Annotated in this window: 15 protein-coding genes; 10 read left to right on the top strand and 5 right to left on the bottom strand. The window is 45.8% G+C overall.

Annotated features, from left to right (window positions below; all coding sequences use genetic code 11):
- Both FLM53_RS07455 and hemC read right to left on the bottom strand, forming a co-directional pair.
- Complete coding sequence (locus FLM53_RS07455) at nt 1-729, bottom strand: uroporphyrinogen-III synthase (protein WP_176680603.1); 729 nt, start codon at nt 727-729, stop codon at nt 1-3.
- Nucleotides 730-731: 2 nt separating this feature from the next.
- Nucleotides 732-1,670 (bottom strand): hydroxymethylbilane synthase, encoded by a 939-nt coding sequence (gene hemC, locus FLM53_RS07450; RefSeq protein WP_017633312.1) that lies wholly within the window; start codon nt 1,668-1,670, stop codon nt 732-734.
- A 344-nt stretch (nt 1,671-2,014) separates the two neighbouring features.
- On the opposite strand from hemC, the gene FLM53_RS07445 reads away from it, so the two are divergent.
- Nucleotides 2,015-4,543 carry a class I adenylate cyclase gene (locus FLM53_RS07445; protein ID WP_176680602.1) on the top strand — a complete coding sequence of 843 codons (2,529 nt, stop codon included), beginning with the start codon at nt 2,015-2,017 and terminating at the stop codon, nt 4,541-4,543.
- 71 nt (nt 4,544-4,614) lie between these two features.
- Here the strand turns inward: FLM53_RS07445 and cyaY are convergent, their stop codons facing one another.
- Complete coding sequence (cyaY, locus tag FLM53_RS07440) at nt 4,615-4,929, bottom strand: iron donor protein CyaY (RefSeq protein WP_017633314.1); 315 nt, start codon at nt 4,927-4,929, stop codon at nt 4,615-4,617.
- Between cyaY and FLM53_RS07435 the strand changes: the two genes are divergently transcribed.
- The 8 genes from FLM53_RS07435 to FLM53_RS07400 all read left to right on the top strand — a co-directional run bounded on the left by FLM53_RS07435 (nt 4,909) and on the right by FLM53_RS07400 (nt 14,975).
- Nucleotides 4,909-5,121: a lipoprotein gene (locus FLM53_RS07435; protein ID WP_017104751.1), complete on the top strand. Its 213-nt coding sequence runs from the start codon at nt 4,909-4,911 to the stop codon at nt 5,119-5,121. The genes cyaY and FLM53_RS07435 overlap by 21 nt on opposite strands.
- 41 nt (nt 5,122-5,162) lie before the next feature.
- Complete coding sequence (gene lysA / locus FLM53_RS07430) at nt 5,163-6,416, top strand: diaminopimelate decarboxylase (protein ID WP_176680601.1); 1,254 nt, start codon at nt 5,163-5,165, stop codon at nt 6,414-6,416.
- Nucleotides 6,417-6,427: 11 nt separating this feature from the next.
- Nucleotides 6,428-7,258 (top strand): diaminopimelate epimerase, encoded by an 831-nt coding sequence (gene dapF / locus FLM53_RS07425; RefSeq protein WP_017061013.1) that lies wholly within the window; start codon nt 6,428-6,430, stop codon nt 7,256-7,258.
- Between the two features lie 45 nt (nt 7,259-7,303).
- Nucleotides 7,304-8,002 (top strand): DUF484 family protein, encoded by a 699-nt coding sequence (locus tag FLM53_RS07420; RefSeq protein WP_048658896.1) that lies wholly within the window; start codon nt 7,304-7,306, stop codon nt 8,000-8,002.
- On the top strand, nt 7,971-8,903 hold the full coding sequence (gene xerC, locus FLM53_RS07415) for a tyrosine recombinase XerC (RefSeq protein ID WP_176680600.1): 933 nt from the start codon (nt 7,971-7,973) through the stop codon (nt 8,901-8,903). Before FLM53_RS07420 ends, xerC begins: the two co-directional genes overlap by 32 nt.
- A 15-nt stretch (nt 8,904-8,918) precedes the next feature.
- The gene (gene yigB, locus FLM53_RS07410; RefSeq protein WP_176680599.1) at nt 8,919-9,635 is read left to right on the top strand and encodes a 5-amino-6-(5-phospho-D-ribitylamino)uracil phosphatase YigB; all 717 of its coding nucleotides are present in this window, start codon (nt 8,919-8,921) and stop codon (nt 9,633-9,635) included.
- Nucleotides 9,636-9,803: 168 nt separating this feature from the next.
- Entirely contained in the window at nt 9,804-12,302 is a 2,499-nt protein-coding gene (locus tag FLM53_RS07405) for an EAL domain-containing protein (RefSeq protein ID WP_176680598.1), read from the top strand.
- A 192-nt stretch (nt 12,303-12,494) separates the two neighbouring features.
- Nucleotides 12,495-14,975, top strand: coding sequence for an EAL domain-containing protein (locus FLM53_RS07400; RefSeq protein ID WP_176680597.1), 2,481 nt, complete (start codon nt 12,495-12,497; stop codon nt 14,973-14,975).
- A gap of 134 nt (nt 14,976-15,109) precedes the next feature.
- On the opposite strand, the gene FLM53_RS07395 is transcribed toward FLM53_RS07400, so the two are convergent.
- A complete protein-coding gene (locus FLM53_RS07395; protein ID WP_176680596.1) occupies nt 15,110-15,706 on the bottom strand; it encodes a tRNA-uridine aminocarboxypropyltransferase in 597 nt (198 codons plus the stop codon).
- Between the two features lie 2 nt (nt 15,707-15,708).
- Nucleotides 15,709-17,253: a COG3650 family protein gene (locus tag FLM53_RS07390; protein ID WP_176680595.1), complete on the bottom strand. Its 1,545-nt coding sequence runs from the start codon at nt 17,251-17,253 to the stop codon at nt 15,709-15,711.
- 39 nt (nt 17,254-17,292) lie between these two features.
- Between FLM53_RS07390 and FLM53_RS07385 the strand changes: the two genes are divergently transcribed.
- Nucleotides 17,293-17,760: an EVE domain-containing protein gene (locus FLM53_RS07385; protein ID WP_176680594.1), complete on the top strand. Its 468-nt coding sequence runs from the start codon at nt 17,293-17,295 to the stop codon at nt 17,758-17,760.
- Nucleotides 17,761-17,797 lie beyond the last annotated feature (37 nt).

The raw sequence follows: 17,797 nt of genomic DNA, 5'->3' as shown, positions 1-17,797 counted from the left end.
CTAAGGCCGGAGAGCAGCCAGTAATATTTGGTTCGTAGCACTTTGAGTATTAATCACATTGGAGAACCCGAGCTGCTGTGCTCGTTCTGCTATGCGCTGGCTTGGGACAAATAGTTGTCTTGTTGAAAGCCAAGCCAAATACTCGTCAGGGGTTATTGAGCAGAGATACTCCAATTGTTCCTGACTAGTGATGACAACTTTTGATGTATTTTGGTTTACCCATGTTTGATAGGTATTGTGGTCGTTAATGGGAATATATTCTCTACGGTAGGTCTCACAATAGGAGACTTGTGCACCTTGATTGAGTAAAGAATCTCTAATGAGCTCACGCCCACCATTGCCACGTAGTATCAAAATGGATTTATTATCGACACCATTAAGTTCAGTAAGTTTAAGAAGATGTTCACTATCACTAACTTGAGGATAGTTTACTTTTTGTTTACAGACTTTGCTTAAAACGTGCGCAGTTTTTTGACCAACGCCAAGATAAAGCGGCGAAGTAGGCCAAATAGATGAGGTTTTGGAAAGGATGCTTTGAGCCGCGGTCACAGCATGGTGACTGACTGCAATAATGATATCGCTGTTATTGAGTTGAGTGCTTAAATCCGCAGAGTCTGGGTTATCAACGATACGAATAAGCGGATGATGGATTGCTTGAATCCCTTCATCCGCTAGTTGTTGGCAAAGCGATTGTCCCTCTGAGCCGGGACGAGTTACCAACACTGTCATAATTATTCTTGGTCTGCGTAAAGCTTGGTTAAGATTTCTCTCGCCCCGTCATCCAGCAGTTGATTAGCCAGAGTAACGCCCAGTGCTTCTGCATCCTTACGAGGACCAGAGATCTCACCACGAACCATCTTAGAACCGTCAGGTTCACCAACAAGTGCGCGCAGCCAGATGTTGTCGCCATCTAACAGTGAGTAGCTACCGATAGGTACCTGACAACCACCTTCCAACGTTAGGTTCATTGCACGCTCGCAAAGTACGCGATCGGCTGTGTCTTGGTGATTCAGTGGCTCAAGAAGCTTGATCAGGCGCTCGTCATCAAGACGACATTCAATGCCTACAGCACCTTGACCGACAGCAGGCAGAGACTGTTCTGGTTCGATAAAGCTACGGATACGCTCTTCAAGCTCTAGGCGCTTAAGTCCAGCTGCCGCTAGGACGATAGCATCGTATTGGCCATCATCGAGTTTACCTAGACGAGTACCAACGTTGCCACGCAGTTCCTTGATGATTAAATCAGGGCGGTATTCTAATAGCTGACATTGACGACGTAGGCTACATGTACCCACGACAGCACCTTGTGGTAGCTCATCAATGTTGTTGTAAGTGTTTGATACGAAAGCATCACGTGGATCTTCACGTTCACAGATCGTTACCAGACCTAGACCTTCAGGGAAGTCGACAGGTACATCTTTCATTGAGTGAACCGCAAGGTCAGCACGACCTTCTAGCATTGCCACTTCGAGTTCTTTAACGAACAGCCCTTTACCGCCAACTTTAGCCAGTGGGGTATCGAGGATAATGTCACCTTTGGTCACCATAGTTACCAACTCAACCTCTAAACCAGGGTGAGCAGCTTGCAGTGCATCCCTTACAAAGTATGCCTGCCAAAGGGCAAGAGGGCTTTTTCTGGTTGCGATACGGATTGGTGCTGAATTTGTCATGGTGTTTCCGATATAGGTTCTGTAATAGCCTAATCCTACCATTGTGAGGCGAAAATTCTTACTGTTTGATCATTCCATGCTTTGATAGCTGAGAGATTTTCATGAGTTCACCAAAATAGTGTGATTGGTATCTCATTTGAAACATGGGCTATTATTAGAAATAGTCAATAAAGAGGACACTACGGCGCCGTGAGTTTAACTTTCTGTCATTAAGGAATTGGCCAGTATGACGGGTTCCTTTGCTTTACCATTAGGGGTAAAAGTGTTAAATTGATCACGTTTTGTTGCTGCTTTCGTTCAGTAACTAAACAGAAGTGCATTTAATCTCAAACCAAGGACTTACCTTGCAGGCTTACACTCAGACTTTGATTCAACGATTAGACAATCTAAATCAGCAGCGCATTGATCGTGCGTTGGCGTTGATGAATGTCCAAGGCCAGCGAGTTTTTAACCTAATCCCCGCACTTCTTCATTTCAATCACCCAATGATGCCTGGTTATTATGACCAACAAGTTCCTTTTGGAATTCGTAGCTTCACGCTTAATGAATTCCAAAAGCAATTTGTGTCTGATACCGAATTAACACTTGGCGGTAAACTTACCGAGGCTGCTGAACCAGCAATTCTTGGCTTGTACACCATGGGTAGTACCTCTTCTATCGGTCAAAGCACCTCAAGTGATCTGGATATCTGGGTATGTGTTTCTCCTGATATGGATGGCCCAGCGCGTGATAGCTTGACGAACAAGTGCTTGTTGATTACCGATTGGGCTGAAACCTTAGGTGTTGAAGCTAACTTTTTCTTGATGGATGAACAGCGTTTCCGCTCGAACCATTCTGAAGAGATGACTGGTGATAACTGTGGTTCTTCACAGCACCTGTTATTGCTTGATGAGTTCTATCGCTCAGCCGTTCGTTTAGCTGGCCAACGCTTGTTGTGGCAAATCATTCCGCCAGAAATGGAAGAGTGTTATGACCAATATGTTCAAGGCCTATGTCAGGATGGTTATCTTGATTGTTCGCAGTGGATCGATTTCGGCAAGCTGAATCGCATTCCCGCGGAAGAGTACTTCGGTTCTAACTTGTGGCAGCTCTACAAGAGTATCGACTCACCGTATAAGTCGGTGTTAAAGGCGATCCTGCTAGAAGCTTATTCATGGGAATACCCAAATACCCAACTATTGAGTATCGATACCAAGCGCCGCTTCTTTGCGGATGAACCTGATCTATATGGCATGGATAGCTACTATCTGATGCTAGAGAAGGTAACTCGCTACCTAGAGCGTATTAACGACCACACTCGTTTGGACTTGGTGAGACGCTGTTTCTACCTCAAGACTCACGAGAAGTTGTCGCGTGAAGCCGGTATCGGTTCTGTTGCATGGCGTCGTGAAGCCCTAACCGAGATGACTAAGTCTTGGAATTGGGGACAGGAAACCATTGCTGAGCTCGATAACCGCCGTAACTGGAAGGTTGAACAGGTGAAAGTGGTGCACCATGCGCTACTTGATGCCTTGATGCTGAGCTATCGTAACTTGATTCAATTTGCACGTCGTAACGACATCACTTCGGCAATCAGCCCACAAGATATCAGTATCTTGGCACGTAAGCTTTATGCTGCGTTTGAGGTGTTGCCGGGTAAAGTGACGTTATTGAACCCGCAAATCTCTCCGGATCTGCATGAACCTGACTTGAGCTTTATTGAGGTTCGCCAGGGGCAATCCAATAAAGCGGGTTGGTACTTGTACAAACAGCCACTGATTGCGCACCGTATTCTTGGCCAGCCTTCACTTGAGCACCATGAGTACTTGAGTAAGCTGGTTGCTTGGTCATTCTTCAATGGTTTGATTACTGAATCGACACGTTTGCATTCTGTGGTTCGTGACGCCCACATTGATATCGATAAGTTCTATCAAATGGTGAGTGATCTTCGTAATACCTTCTCTTTACGTAAGCGCCGTCCGAGTATGCAAGCACTGGCGAGCCCGTGTGAGATCAGCCAGCTGGCGATGTTCATTAACTTCGAAAACGACCCGACTTCTGAATTGAGTGGTCGTGCTTTGAAGGTTGACCTGAAGAATGCCGATATCTTTAGCTTTGGTGAAGAAGGTAAGAGCTTAGTCGGCAGTGTCGATTTGGTTTATCGTAACTCTTGGCATGAAGTACGTACGCTTCATTTCCAAGGTGATACCGCAATGCTGGACGCGCTTAAAACGGTACTGGGCAAAATGCACCAAGATGCGTTGCCGCCAGAGTCGGTCGATGTATTCTGTTACAGCAAAAACCTGCGCGGTGTGATGCGTAACATGGTGTATCAGCTACTTGCTGAGTGTATCGACTTACGCTTAAAGCCAATCGAACCAGAGAAGCGCCGTCGTTTTAAGGCTATTCGTTTAGCTAATAAGATGTTTGGCCTATTCTTCGAACGTCGTGGTGTGTCGGTACAGATGTTGGAAAACTCGGTCGACTTCTATCGTAGTATCTCAACTAACAAGCTGAAGGGTTCGCCTTTACTGATGCTCGACAAAGAGCAAGAGTATCAATTGCCAGAAGTGGTAGATGGTTTTGCGAGTGAGGGCTTAATTCAGTTCTTCTTCGAAGATACCGATAAAGGTTTCAATATTTATGTATTGGATGAGTCGAATCAGGTTGAGGTGTATCATCAGTACAGCGGCGAAAAAGATGAGATGATCGCGAGTGTGAACTCTTTCTACACGTCGGTAAAAGATGAATCGAAGATGTCGTCTAAGTTGATTAACTTTAACTTACCTCAGTACTACCAGATCGTTCATCCAGAAGAGGGCAACTCTTATGTTGTGCCTTACCGTAACGATGCGACGTTAGCTTCTCGGAGTTCAAAGATAGTGAACATCTAGGCTTATTAAGACTGATTGATACTAAAAAAGGAGTGATTGATTCACTCCTTTTTAGTTTTGCTTACAAATGATTAGACCCAATCGATCTCTTCACCTGCGTGCTTCACGCATTCTTCTTTCACCATCTCAAACAGCTCCATGCCCGTCTTAGAACATGTCCACTTGTCGTCGATTAATTTAAAGTGGAAGCCACCAGATTTAGACGCCAACCAGATTTCTTTCATTGGTTCTTGGCGGTTAATGATGATTTGGCTGCGGTTCTCAAACTCCAGCGTCATCACGTTACCAGTCACTTCGTAATCAATATCTGCCTCTGATTCATCGATAGCTTCTTCGATGTTTTGCATCTGTATATCGACCAGCTGATGAAATTCAGTCTCGTTCATCCTTTCTATCCTATTGCTTTTCCTGAGTGTGGTGCGATTATAGGGGGCATTGAGTTAATAATCACGATATGCAAAATGAAAAAATTAATTACCGCTCTGTTTATGGTGTCCGTTATTGGACTTTCTGGTTGTGGTCAAACGGGTCCGTTATACGATCCTGATGAAGTTCAGCAGACTGAACAATCACAATAAGTGAAACACGCAGAAATCGTTATTTATAAGGGATAAGAACTTTGGATTACTTCAACTATCAGGAAGATGGCCAGCTTTGGGCTGAGGACGTCGCACTTTCACAACTAGCAGAGCAATATGGTACACCGCTGTATGTATATTCTCGTGCAACATTAGAACGCCACTGGAATGCGTTTGATTCATCGGTTGGTGAGCATCCACACTTGGTGTGTTATGCCGTTAAAGCTAACTCGAACCTTGGCGTATTGAACACTTTGGCTCGTTTGGGCTCAGGCTTTGACATCGTTTCTGGCGGTGAGTTAGAGCGTGTGGTTGCTGCAGGTGGCGATCCGGCGAAAGTTGTGTTCTCTGGTGTCGGCAAAACAGCCGCTGAAATGAAGCGTGCGCTTGAGTTGAACATTAAGTGTTTCAACGTAGAGTCTGAACCAGAACTAGAGCGACTGAATAAAGTGGCTGGTGAGCTTGGTGTTAAAGCGCCGATTTCACTGCGTATCAACCCAGATGTTGATGCAAATACTCACCCTTACATCTCTACAGGTCTGCGTGATAACAAGTTTGGTATTGCCTTTGACCGTGCTCCAGCTGTTTATGCGTTTGCACAAACACTCGATAACTTGTCTATCCATGGTATTGATTGCCACATCGGTTCTCAGCTAACGGATATTGAACCTTTCATCGATGCAACCGATCGTCTGCTTGCTCTTATCGACCAACTGCGTGCTAACGGTATTAACATCAAACACCTTGATGTTGGTGGTGGCTTAGGTGTGGTTTATCGTGATGAATTACCACCACAGCCTTCTGACTACGCGAAAGCCCTATTGGCTCGCCTAGACAATCATTCTGATCTAGAGCTGATTTTCGAGCCTGGAAGAGCGATTGCTGCTAACGCTGGTGTATTATTAACGAAAGTCGAGTTCCTGAAGCCAACGGAGCATAAGAACTTTGCCATCATCGATGCCGCGATGAACGACCTAATGCGTCCAGCGCTTTACCAAGCTTGGCAAGATATTGTTCCAGTAAGCCCACGTCAGGGTAAAGCGGTGACTTACGATTTGGTTGGCCCTATCTGTGAGACAGGTGACTTCCTAGGTAAAGATCGTGACCTTGTTCTTGAAGAAGGCGATTTACTGGCAGTTCGTTCTGCGGGTGCTTATGGCTTCGCGATGTCATCTAACTACAACACTCGTTCGCGTGCGGCTGAAGTGATGGTGGATGGCGATAAAACTCACTTGGTTCGTCAGCGTGAAGAGCTTACGAGTCTGTGGGAACTTGAAAACATTCTTCCGGAGTAATTTTAAGCGTTATGCACTTCCACTTTTCTAAAATGCATGGTTTGGGCAATGATTTCATGGTCGTGGACTGCATTACTCAAAATATTTTCTTTTCTCCAGATTTGATCCGTCGTTTGGCGGATCGTCACACTGGTGTGGGCTTTGACCAGCTACTTGTGGTTGAGGCTCCCTATGATCCAGAAACTGATTTCCATTACCGCATATTCAATGCGGATGGCAGTGAAGTGGAGCAGTGTGGCAATGGCGCTCGTTGTTTTGCACGATTCGTTCGCATGAAAGGCTTAACGAATAAGTACAGCATCAACGTGAGTACCAAGAAAGGCAAAATGGTTCTTAAGATTGAAGAGAATGACCTGATCACTGTTAACATGGGCATTCCTGAGTTCGAGCCAGGCAAGATTCCATTCAAGGCCAAGCAGCCAGAGAAGACCTATATCCTGAGAACGGATGTACACACCTTGTTCTGTGGTGCAGTAAGCATGGGTAACCCACATGTGGTGACCGTGGTTGATGACGTCGACACCGCGGATGTAGACACCTTAGGCCCGCTTCTTGAATCACATGAACGTTTCCCTGAGCGTGTTAATGCTGGCTTTATGCAGGTGGTTAACCGTGAAGAGGTTCGCTTACGTGTTTATGAGCGTGGTGCAGGCGAAACTCAAGCATGTGGCAGCGGTGCATGTGGCGCGGTTGCGGTAGGTATTACCCAAGGCTTATTGGCTGAGAATGTGAAAGTTCGTCTACCTGGCGGTGATTTACACATTAGTTGGCAAGGTCCGGGTAAACCTCTGTTTATGACTGGCCCTGCAACGCATGTGTTTGATGGTCAACTTTCTTGCTAATAACGATTTATAACTAATAGATTCATAAAACATAAAGGATAGGTTTTGTCTTACGTTGAAGCCGACGCACTCACCGCAGAAGTGGTCGCGGAATATTTACGTGATAACCCAGATTTTTTCCAAGACAGAAAAGATTTGGTTGATCGCCTTGCTATCAATAACGTTGAGCAGGGTGCTGTTTCTCTGGTTGAGATTCAGCTTAAACGCCAACGTCATCGAATCGAAGAGCTCGAAGAAGAGATCACTGGCTTGATGTCGCTGGCGGCGAATAACGATAAAACCTTTTATGAGTTTATGGATCTGCAAGCTCAAGTGCTCAAATGCAGTGACTTCATGCAGGTGATTAAAGCCGTTGAACAGAAAGCATTAGACCTTGGGCTTAAAGCGCATGTTCGAATTCTTTCTCAATCGGGCTTTTATCAACTGAGTGCTGAGGGTTATTCGAAGTTTTCGCTTAACCATTTTAACGGCAAAGATGCTTATCTAGGACGCCTGAGAAAAGCCGACAGACACGATTTGTTTGGTGATTTTCAGGTTCCAGAGCTAGGCTCTTATGTAGTACTTCCACTTGCTAAGCAGTCTCCATTGGGTTTGCTCGCTTTCTCTAGTGAAGATGGCGGACATTTCCAACCTCATATGGATACGCTCTTTTTACGTCATTTGGCGCTTGTTGTTGCTCATTTGGCGGACACCTTACCTTGGCAGATAAATAATGAGCCTAGAGCCCAAAATACCTCTTCCTAATAGCCTTCAAAAGCCACTTTCTCGCTTCTATGAATATCTCAGAAGCGAGAAGGGACTCAGCCTACACACTCAACGTAACTACCGACAACAACTTGAAACTATGGCCGCTCATTTAGTCACTCTTGGGCTGAAGGATTGGGACCAAGTCGATGCTGCGTGGGTAAGACAACTTGCCAGTAAAGGCATGCGTGAGGGGATGAAAGCGAGCAGCATTGCAACGCGTTTGTCTTCACTACGCAGCTTCTTTGATTTCCTTGTTTTGCGTGGCGAAATGACCGCCAACCCAGCCAAAGGGGTCTCGGCACCTCGAAAACAACGTCCTCTGCCTAAAAACCTCGATGTCGATGAAGTGGGTCAACTGCTTGATATGAATGAGGACGATCCACTGTCGATTCGTGACCGAGCGATGATGGAAGTGCTGTACGGCGCTGGTTTGCGACTGGCAGAACTGGTGGGTATTAACCTTAAAGATGTGTTGGGTCGTCAGGGCGAGATCCGAGTGATTGGTAAGGGCGACAAAGAACGTAAGGCGCCGTTTTCTGGTTTAGCCAAAGAGTGGGTCGATAAATGGCTCAAGGTCCGCGGTGAATTAGCGTCGCCAGGAGAAAGCGCACTGTTTGTTTCTAAACTAGGGACACGCATCTCTCATCGTAGCGTGCAAAAGCGTATGGAAGAGTGGGGTAAGAAGCAGGCTGTGGCGAGCCATATTAGCCCGCACAAACTGCGTCACTCTTTTGCCACGCATGTACTCGAGTCGAGCCAAAACCTTCGTGCCGTTCAAGAGTTATTAGGGCATGAAAACATCTCGACCACGCAAGTGTATACCCACTTGGATTTTCAACACTTAGCGCAAGCTTATGATCAGGCTCATCCGAGAGCTCGTAAGAAGAACAAAGATTAGATTAAAGGTTTTACTATGCGAATTTATCGAGGCTTAAAGCCGATCAAAGCCATGACCTTTGACTTGGATGACACCTTGTACGACAACTGGCCTGTGATCATGAAGGTTGAGAAAGAGATGGCGCAGTGGCTTTTTCAAAAGCACCCTGTGTCGGCCTCTTTATCACTCGAAGAGTGGCAGGGCATTAAGCAGCAGGTCGCATCTGATAATCCAATGCTAAAGCACGATGTCACCGTGTGGCGTGAGACTCAGATAAAGGTCGGTTTACTGCAGTTGGGTTATTCACAGCAGCAAGCTGAACAGGCGGCTCGTGAAGGTATCGAACATGCATTATGGCTGCGCAATCAAGTCGACGTTCCTCAAGAAACACATCGAGTGATGGCAGAGCTTAGCCAACGCATTCCCTTGGTTGCGATTACTAATGGCAATGTAGACCCGCATAAAATTGGCTTGGGAAAGTACTTCCAATTAATCCTTAAAGCTGGCCCTGATGGCAAAGCCAAACCTTACCCAGATATGTTTGATAAAGCGCAGCAATACCTAGGTTTTGATGCGAATAACATCCTTCATGTGGGTGATCACCTGAGAACCGATGTCTACGGAGCTAAGAAAAACGGCTTCCAAGCATGCTGGTTTAATGACACTGGTTCCAATTTATACCTCTCTTCGAAGGCGAGTGTGCTTCCTGATGTTGAAATAGAGCAACTCAGCGATCTTATGCGACTAATTTAATGGCTACTGTAAGCTTATTGTGTCGCATTTATGATAGTGAATTGTTACATTAGTCGCCAATAAAAGCCTGTTTAGGCTAGGATAATTGGCGACTACTTTTTATCGATTCATTCAGTCATAGCAGTGGTTGCGGGTTCTCACTTCACTCGATTTTGAACAAGGGTTGGCATGCAAACATTTACATTTCTCGCAAATACTGAGGAGTTATTTAAATCTCAATTTGATCTGCGAGAGTGGTGTGACAGCAAACAGTACCTTATTCAAATTTTCTCCGCTCAATCCTCTGATATAGCTCGTCGAATCGCGAATGTTGCCCTTAATCGTCTAAACAGTGCGACGTTAATTGGTCAGAGTGCTCGTCATGTTATCTGCGATAACTGCCTTGAGAGTGCCTGTACTTTAGTCATCATCAGTGAGTTCAACGAAACCCATTTAACCTCAGCGGTTCAGCCTTTTACGGGCAACCCAAATCAAGACAGCCAAGCGCTTGCTTCTCAGCTAGGCCTAACAAAAGATACTAAAACGGTTATCAGCCTGTGCGATCAGGTTGAAGGTCGTGATTATCCTATCTATAGCGCCTTCGAAAACTTGCCTTATGCGTTACCTGTGGCTGGTGGACTGTGTCATGAGAACGAGTATGGTCGTTGGGTTATGCATAACGATCAAACCTACCAACATGCTTGTGTTGCGGTGGCTTTGACTAACCCGAGGTTGAAGGTGTGGTCAGATGCGTATTCGGAGTGGAACCCTATTGGGATGAAGCTGCGTGTGACTCATGCTGTGGGGAATCGCCTGTATGCGCTCAACGACAAGCCTGCGATTGAGGTGTTCAAACATTACCTCGCCGATGGCAAAGATCTCCCTTTCAGCCAGCTGATGAGCTTCCCGCTGTATCGAGAACTTGGTCGAAAGAAGGGTATCTCGACACCTCTTCGTATTAATGATGACGGCAGTATTGAGTTTGATAGCCCTTGGCAAATCGGAGAAGAGGCGCAGTTTTGCTATAACCATCCCTCTTTGACTGCTGAAAAAGTGCGTCATGGCGCTGAGATGCTTGCTATGCATCAGCCTGAATCTGTGATCATTTATAACTGTGTCTCTCGCCTTGAGTTCATCGACAGTAAGGTCGAGCTGAAACCATTTGAAGGGATTGTGAACACGTGCGGTGCTTACTGCATGGGTGAGCTATACCGCAATGAAGATCGCCAAGATATCTTGCACCACAGTCTCACTTACATTGCGATGAGAGAATCGGACGAGATTAATGAATTTCGTTGCGAAGATTTTAAATGTGACTCCACGGTATCACCACTGCTCAATCTCGTAAGAAATGCTGTGGCTGATCTCGATAGCATGAATACTCAGATGGAAAATAAACTCCATCAACAAGCTCGCCGTTTAACCGAGAGCTACCGTATTGACTCCCGTACTGGGCTACCGAATCGAATCGTATTGAAAGAGCGCCTCAATACGATTCTGTTCAGTGAGCATCTGTTGACCTTAAAGCTAACTAACTTCCATCAGGTTAACGAGAAGTATGGTTATCAAGTGGGAGATCAGTTACTGCTCGACCTGTCTAATCACTTTATCGAGCGATTACAGCTTCGTGTAGTTAAAGAGTCTAAGGTCAAAGTAGAGCTGTTCAGTATTGGTGTTGGTGAGTGGGCGATCATCTTTAACGCAAGTGTTGATAGCTCTAAGATAAAAGAGCGCTTCGTTGAGTTTGCGGATGACATCGAACACATTAACTTTGAGCCGTATGGCTTAACCGATATTGATTACCTGTCGGTTTCATTGTGCGGTGGTTTTGCCAGTCGCTGTGATTTCTTAACCGACAGCGGTGATGAGATCTTACTGAAAGCGATTGAAGCTCGACGCTATGGGGTGCGAAATAATACCCACATCACCAATGCTAAAGACATCCAAGTGAGTGAAGAAGATCGTAAAGAGCAACTCGGTTGGCTGAGTTGTGTAAGTCGCGCGATCTTAGATCAGAACATCATCACTTACTCTCAACCTATCGTGGCATCGGGAACCCATGAAATGATTGGCCAAGAGTGCTTGGTCAGAATCATGGAGTCAGACGGGACGATTGTGCCGCCAGGTAAGTTCCTACCCATGATTGCCGACACGCATCTCTACACTCGTCTTAGCCGACACATGATTAAGAACACCATAGGTTACATGGCAGATAAGCAGAGCTCGTTTTCCATCAACCTATCACCACAAGATTTACTGAGCGATAAGACGCTCGAAGTTCTTGAGACTGCAATTAGTGGGATGAACGATCCCACTCGACTGGGTCTTGAGGTACTCGAGTCCGAGCAGATTAAAGATTATGGTCGTATGATTGAGGTATGTGATCACTTTCGAGCATTAGGTGCGAGAATCATTGTGGATGACTTCGGTTCTGGCTATTCCAATATCGATGAGATTATTAAGCTTGAACCGCAGATAATTAAGCTCGATGGCAGCTTGATTCGTAATATCGATAAAGACCAAAAGCAGAGAAATATCGCTTCTCAGTTGGTGCGCTTGTGCCAAGTGTTTAACGCCAAAACGGTTGCTGAGTTTGTCCACAACCAGCAGGTGTGTGAGATAGCAGAGCAGATGGGTGTCGATTACCTGCAAGGTTATTACTTTGGTGAGCCTAAGCGACTGTTTTAGTTGTTAAAGCTTTCAGTATTCGAAAGCCATTGGTTATAAAAGCGCTCAGCCGTTATTAATGACTGATTTTCAGTGGAGTGAATGATGTCTAACTAACCTCACATTATTCGTAAGACGATCGTAAATATTCCGTGCAAGCCTTATCTATAATAAGCACAATAACAAATCATTAACGCAACGATTAATGTGAATATGCAGTCGACCTCTCTCCTGATACAAGACATAGAACAAACCCAACGTGAATTGGAAAAGATAGACTTTCATCAACATGAAAAGCTACTGATTCAGGTGTTTTCGTCTTTCGAGAAAGGTGCGGTTTTGGCTGCCTGCCAAGTGATTCAATCGACTTTCCCTAATGCCAAACTGATTGGTTGTAGTGCTAACCATTACATCAGCCAAGGTGTCATTCTCCATCGAGGTCTCTACCTTATTATCACTCGCTTTGAGGCGACGTCTTACACCTGTGGCGTTGTCGAATACAGCGAACAACCACAAGCTGATAGCCAAGCGATGTGGCAGCAACTTGAATGTCACGAGAATACGCAAAGCGTCATCTGCTTTGCTGATCGCTTGCAGATAAATGACCGAGCACTGTTTGCCGCATTTGAGCAATCGAGATATTCATTGCCTATCTGTGGCGGCGCATCGACCATTACAGATAATGGCCGGTGGGTGATGCTTGATGGTATCTGCTATGAAAATGCTTATGTGATGGTGGCGCTACACAGCGTTGAACTGGCCATTACCCAGGGTTATTACACTGAGTGGAATCCAATTGGCCGAACCTTTCGAGTCACAGGTGCTCAAGGTAACCGATTAGCGGAATTGGATGGTATGCCGGTTCGCGATCTCTATAACCGTTATTTGGCCGATGGCCTCGAAGTGCCTTTTGAGCAATTGCATAACTTTCCCTTAATGGTCGGTGACCCCAAAGTGCAGAATATTCATTTACCACTTAAGGTACTGGAGTGTGGAGACATAGAATTCAGCGGTCAGTTCCAGGTGGGTGAAGAGGTTCGATTCTGTTATGACCATCCTTCGCTGACCTTGGAACAAATTCGACTTGGCGTTCAACAGATTGCTTCTCATAAGCCAGAGCAGTTCTTCATCTATAACTGCACTTCTCGCATCGATTTTATTGATGGCAACCAAGAGGTGGAGGTTTTCCAGAAACTGGCCGACACCTATGGCGTGTACTGCATGGGAGAGCTCTTCCAAGAGAGTGACCAACAACGAATTTTGCACCATAGCTTGACGTATCTCGCGCTCAGAGAAGGCGAAGGCAAGGCTGTGCAACCATTAGAGACACAACCCGCGACCAATATCTCTCCTTTGTTTTCACTGATTCGTAATGCTTTGCTGGATGTCGATGACATGAACAACAGCATGGCCAGCAAGATTCAACAACAAGCTACTGCATTAACAGCAAGCTATCGAATTGACCGCCGTACTGGTTTACCCAATCGAAGTGTATTGCGAGAGAAGTTATCGAAGATGAGTGCGGATAGTCACTTGTTGGCTTTGAAGGTGACGACATTTGGTCAGATCAATGAGAAGTATGGCTATCGCGTCGGTGACAAACTGCTGCATGATTTGAGCGAGTACTTTCAAAAAGCTTTGTGGCAGTTCTTTGATAAAGGGTGTCAGCTTTATAGCATCGGTATTGGTGAGTGGGCGGTGGTGTTTGATAGTTGGGCAAGCCAAGAACATATTCACCAACGCTTCTCTGAATTTGCTGATCAAACCGAGCATGTGAATTTCGAACCTACCGGATTACCTGATATTGATTATCTGTCGGTGTCTATCTGTGCGGGTGTTGCGAGTCGTCGAGATTTCCCTGATACCTCGATAGATGACTTATTGCTGAAGGCGATTGAAGCGCGTCGCAGTGCGGTGAGTCAGAACAAACATTTAGTGAGTGCCAAGACGCTCATTCAACTAGAAAAACATCGCCAAGAACAGCTGGGTTGGTTGTCGTGCGTCAGCCGTGCAGTACTCAATCAAAACATTGTCGCGTGTTCTCAGCCAATAGTATCGGCACACAGTCATCAGGTAGAGAGCTACGAATGCTTGGTTCGAATCGAAGAAGACGGTCAGTTGATTGCTCCGGGTAAGTTCTTACCCATCATTGAAGGGACTCATCTCTATACTCGCTTAAGCCGCCAGATGATAACGCGTACCTTTGATTTTATGAGTCAGCGAACCGATTCGTTCTCAATCAACTTGGCACCCCAAGATTTCAACAATGAGAAAACCATTCTTCATCTTGAGCAAGCGATCAAGCAAATCAGTCACCCTCAGCGCATTGGTTTAGAGGTTTTGGAAACGGAGCAAATTCAAGACTACGGTCGCTTGATTGAGGTGTGTAACCATTTCCGTGACCTTGGCGTGAATATTATTGTTGATGACTTCGGTTCAGGTTATTCGAACATTGATGAGATATTGAAGTTAGAGCCACAAGTGATCAAATTAGATGGCAGCCTGATTCGAAATATCGACCAAGATAAGAAGCAGCGAAAGATAGCCCAACAGTTAGTGAGTTTATGTCAGATTCTGAATGCTAAGACGGTGGCGGAGTTTGTTCATAACGAGCAAATATGTCGAATCGCAGAGGATATGGGTGTAGATTACCTGCAAGGCTATTATTTTGGTGAACCCAAGCGCCTATTTTGATGGGATGGGTTATGTAGTCGATCGTTTCACGTGAAACACTAGCCTGTGCAATGGATTAAATTTAGATATAAAAAGGGTGAGCTTATGGCTCACCCTTTTTATTGCCGCTATTTATCGCAAGTACATGTACTTCACTATTTGAGCGCGTGACCACTCTTGTCGGCTTGAAATACCTTGAGATAGTGCTGATAGTAATCGTTAATCAATCTCGCGGGCTCCTCTTCACCTAATGCTTTGAGTAGTTCGACACCGACCTCACAGGTGCATAGATGACCACTGTCTTGGTTACGGCGCAATGTATACGAAGATTCGCTGGCAATATCGAGATGAACCTGTGGAATGGATTGTAGCCACGGGCTCTTGTTGAGCATCTTCTTCGCTTCTTGCCATGTGCCATCCAAGATAATGAATAACGGTTCTCGGTCATTAGCTTTGTTCAATACTGCTTGCTGACATTCCATGCTTTCATCGCTTGGGAACAACAGAAAAGGCTGTCGTGTTTCATCTTCAAGAAATGTCATCAATTCGGCTGGTGGCGTTTTTCTTTGCCATACGTACGACTCGCAATTCTCAAGCGATTGTTGTAGTAGCTTTCCTGTATTGGTGTCGCGTAACAATTCATTCTCGTGAGTGAGCAACACAACATGGGTTTGGCTTTCGGTACTCGGTATTCGATGACAAATACACTGGTGAGTGAAGCCACAACCACTGCAAGCTTGTTGGTTACTCATGTTTACAGCTTAACTCCGCTTTGTACTGGTGAGATACCATCAGCAAATAGAATTACGTCACTGATGTCTGCATCATCTGCAACCGGTGCGACGCTTGGGTTGAGTGGGTAGCTCACACCAGTGTAAGACAGTACATGTTTTGCAGGTGTTGCTCCGCCGCCACTGACATTGAAGATAAGATCCTGCCAACCATGATTTTGCGACTTACCTAAGCGTACATCGCCTTTAACCAATGTTACTCGACTATTGAAGCGCCAGTTGTCTTGATGGTTTTCAAAGATAAGCAGTGTACAGCCACCAGAACCACACCAGTCGAGTTGAGCAAACAGCTCTTCTTTTCCATCACCGTTGAGATCGTAGGTCAGCCAACGGTACTTAGTATCGTCTGGTGAGCTGTTGTTGATCTTAAAATACTCGCGGATCGCTTGGTCGACTTTTGGATCAAGTTGATCACTCGAGTTAACCTGCTTTGCGGTTAGATCCACGGCCGTGGTCGTGTTTACTTGTGCCTGTTCACTCTTGGCCTCAAATAGCACCAGACCGCCATTGGCAATTGGATAGACAACGTTACCGACCTTTTCTTTCTCTGCGACCAGCTTACCGTTATCGAGTGTGAAGATACGCTCTGAGATCAGGTATTGCTGCTGGTGGCGAGTCATCACAACTTGAACCTGATTTTGGTTGAGTTGCTGCCAGAAGCCTTGTTCAACAATCGAAGGGTCGCCATTGCTGTATGAGTAGGTCGTGATCGCGCTGTGGTCATCGTTGAGCTCTAGGTTGATAGAGAACCCAGAGTTTTGTGTTGAGCTTGCGAAGTAGAGTCCGCTCCAGTCCAGCGTAGGATCTTGGTTAGATACAGTTGCACAGCCGCTGTACTTGCTGTCATTAAGGTTGAGTTTCGCTTCCCATCCATAGATAGAGTCGCTCATGCCATCGCTACAGCTTTCTTTGATCAGGTTGAGTTCGCCTTGCGCTGATTGACCTTCTAGTTGGTAATCACGAGTGCTTGGAGTGGTGCGACTGGATTCGATATTGAGGCGCTGAGGCTCTTCGCCCATCTTGGTGTATTTGAGTTGGTCTTTATCAAAGGTCGCTGACCAGAAGGGTTCATTACCGAACACACGAGTAGAACGCAAGGGTTGGTCACAACGATCAGGATTCTCGGCAGTGAGGATATTGACTTGGTCAACCACGAAGCGTGCGGTGAAGTCGGCATTGTATCCAGTTTGGCTTGGTACCGTTAGGTGACCAATGAGCTCACCATACAAGGCTTGATAAGGTCTGGTCGCTAAGCCTTGAGCCTCGAGTGCTAACTCTGGCGATAAGTCTAACCAATATTGTTGTTGGCTACCGCAAGGGGTGAAGGTTCGGCTCTCATGGCCAACCACAACCTGACCACGCATGATGAAGGTTTGCGGTTGAATGCTCAGTGGCTCATCCAAGGTTGCTGGTGGAACTTCAGGTTGTTGCGGCGTATCTGGCGCCGTTACACAACCTTGTAGCGCGAATGCGACTAGCCATGTCACTGGGTTTTTCATTACCTTCATGTTATATCTTCCTCGGAGCAACCGTTAATTGGATTTATTATGGCATATTGGTTATTTAAAACAGAACCCGACACCTTTTCTATTCAGACTCTTAGAGTACAAAAAACCTCTTGTTGGGAGGGTGTACGCAACTATCAGGCTCGAAATATGATGCGTGATGACGTCAAGCTTGGAGACTTGGTGATGATATACCATTCATCATGTAAAAAAGTTGGCGTAGCGGGGATCGCGAAAGTAACCAGAGAAGCCTATCCAGATCATTTTCAATTCGATCCAGAGAGTGATTACTACGACCCTAAATCTTCACCTGATAATCCTCGTTGGATCATGGTGGATGTCGAGTTTGTAAGAGTGACTGAGCGTTTGATTCCCTTAGCAACATTGAAAGCCATGCCAGAGCTATCAGAAATGCCATTGGTGAAACGCGGTAATCGCTTGTCCATCATGCCAGTTACAGAGCTGGAGTGGCAGGCCATCTTAAGCAAAGAAGTACTCGGTTCTCGCTAACCTTAGAGAAAGCTTTTGGCGTAAGGTTCAAAAAAGG

Source organism: Vibrio sp. Scap24, assembly GCF_013394185.1.
In the GTDB taxonomy this organism is placed as follows: domain Bacteria; phylum Pseudomonadota; class Gammaproteobacteria; order Enterobacterales; family Vibrionaceae; genus Vibrio; species Vibrio pomeroyi.
This window is presented reverse-complemented; position numbering and strand designations above follow the sequence as displayed.

Excerpts from the sequence above, each read along its gene's own strand:
- FLM53_RS07455 (WP_176680603.1), bottom strand. The coding sequence starts at position 729 with ATGACAGTGTTGGTAACTCGTCCCGGCTCAGAGGGACAATCGCTTTGC.
- hemC (WP_017633312.1), bottom strand. The coding sequence starts at position 1,670 with ATGACAAATTCAGCACCAATCCGTATCGCAACCAGAAAAAGCCCTCTT.
- FLM53_RS07435 (WP_017104751.1), top strand. The coding sequence starts at position 4,909 with ATGAAATTCAGTCTCGTTCATCCTTTCTATCCTATTGCTTTTCCTGAG.
- cyaY (WP_017633314.1), bottom strand. The coding sequence starts at position 4,929 with ATGAACGAGACTGAATTTCATCAGCTGGTCGATATACAGATGCAAAAC.
- dapF (WP_017061013.1), top strand. The coding sequence starts at position 6,428 with ATGCACTTCCACTTTTCTAAAATGCATGGTTTGGGCAATGATTTCATG.
- xerC (WP_176680600.1), top strand. The coding sequence starts at position 7,971 with ATGAGCCTAGAGCCCAAAATACCTCTTCCTAATAGCCTTCAAAAGCCA.
- yigB (WP_176680599.1), top strand. The coding sequence starts at position 8,919 with ATGCGAATTTATCGAGGCTTAAAGCCGATCAAAGCCATGACCTTTGAC.
- FLM53_RS07405 (WP_176680598.1), top strand. The coding sequence starts at position 9,804 with ATGCAAACATTTACATTTCTCGCAAATACTGAGGAGTTATTTAAATCT.
- FLM53_RS07400 (WP_176680597.1), top strand. The coding sequence starts at position 12,495 with ATGCAGTCGACCTCTCTCCTGATACAAGACATAGAACAAACCCAACGT.
- FLM53_RS07395 (WP_176680596.1), bottom strand. The coding sequence starts at position 15,706 with ATGAGTAACCAACAAGCTTGCAGTGGTTGTGGCTTCACTCACCAGTGT.
- FLM53_RS07390 (WP_176680595.1), bottom strand. The coding sequence starts at position 17,253 with ATGAAGGTAATGAAAAACCCAGTGACATGGCTAGTCGCATTCGCGCTA.
- FLM53_RS07385 (WP_176680594.1), top strand. The coding sequence starts at position 17,293 with ATGGCATATTGGTTATTTAAAACAGAACCCGACACCTTTTCTATTCAG.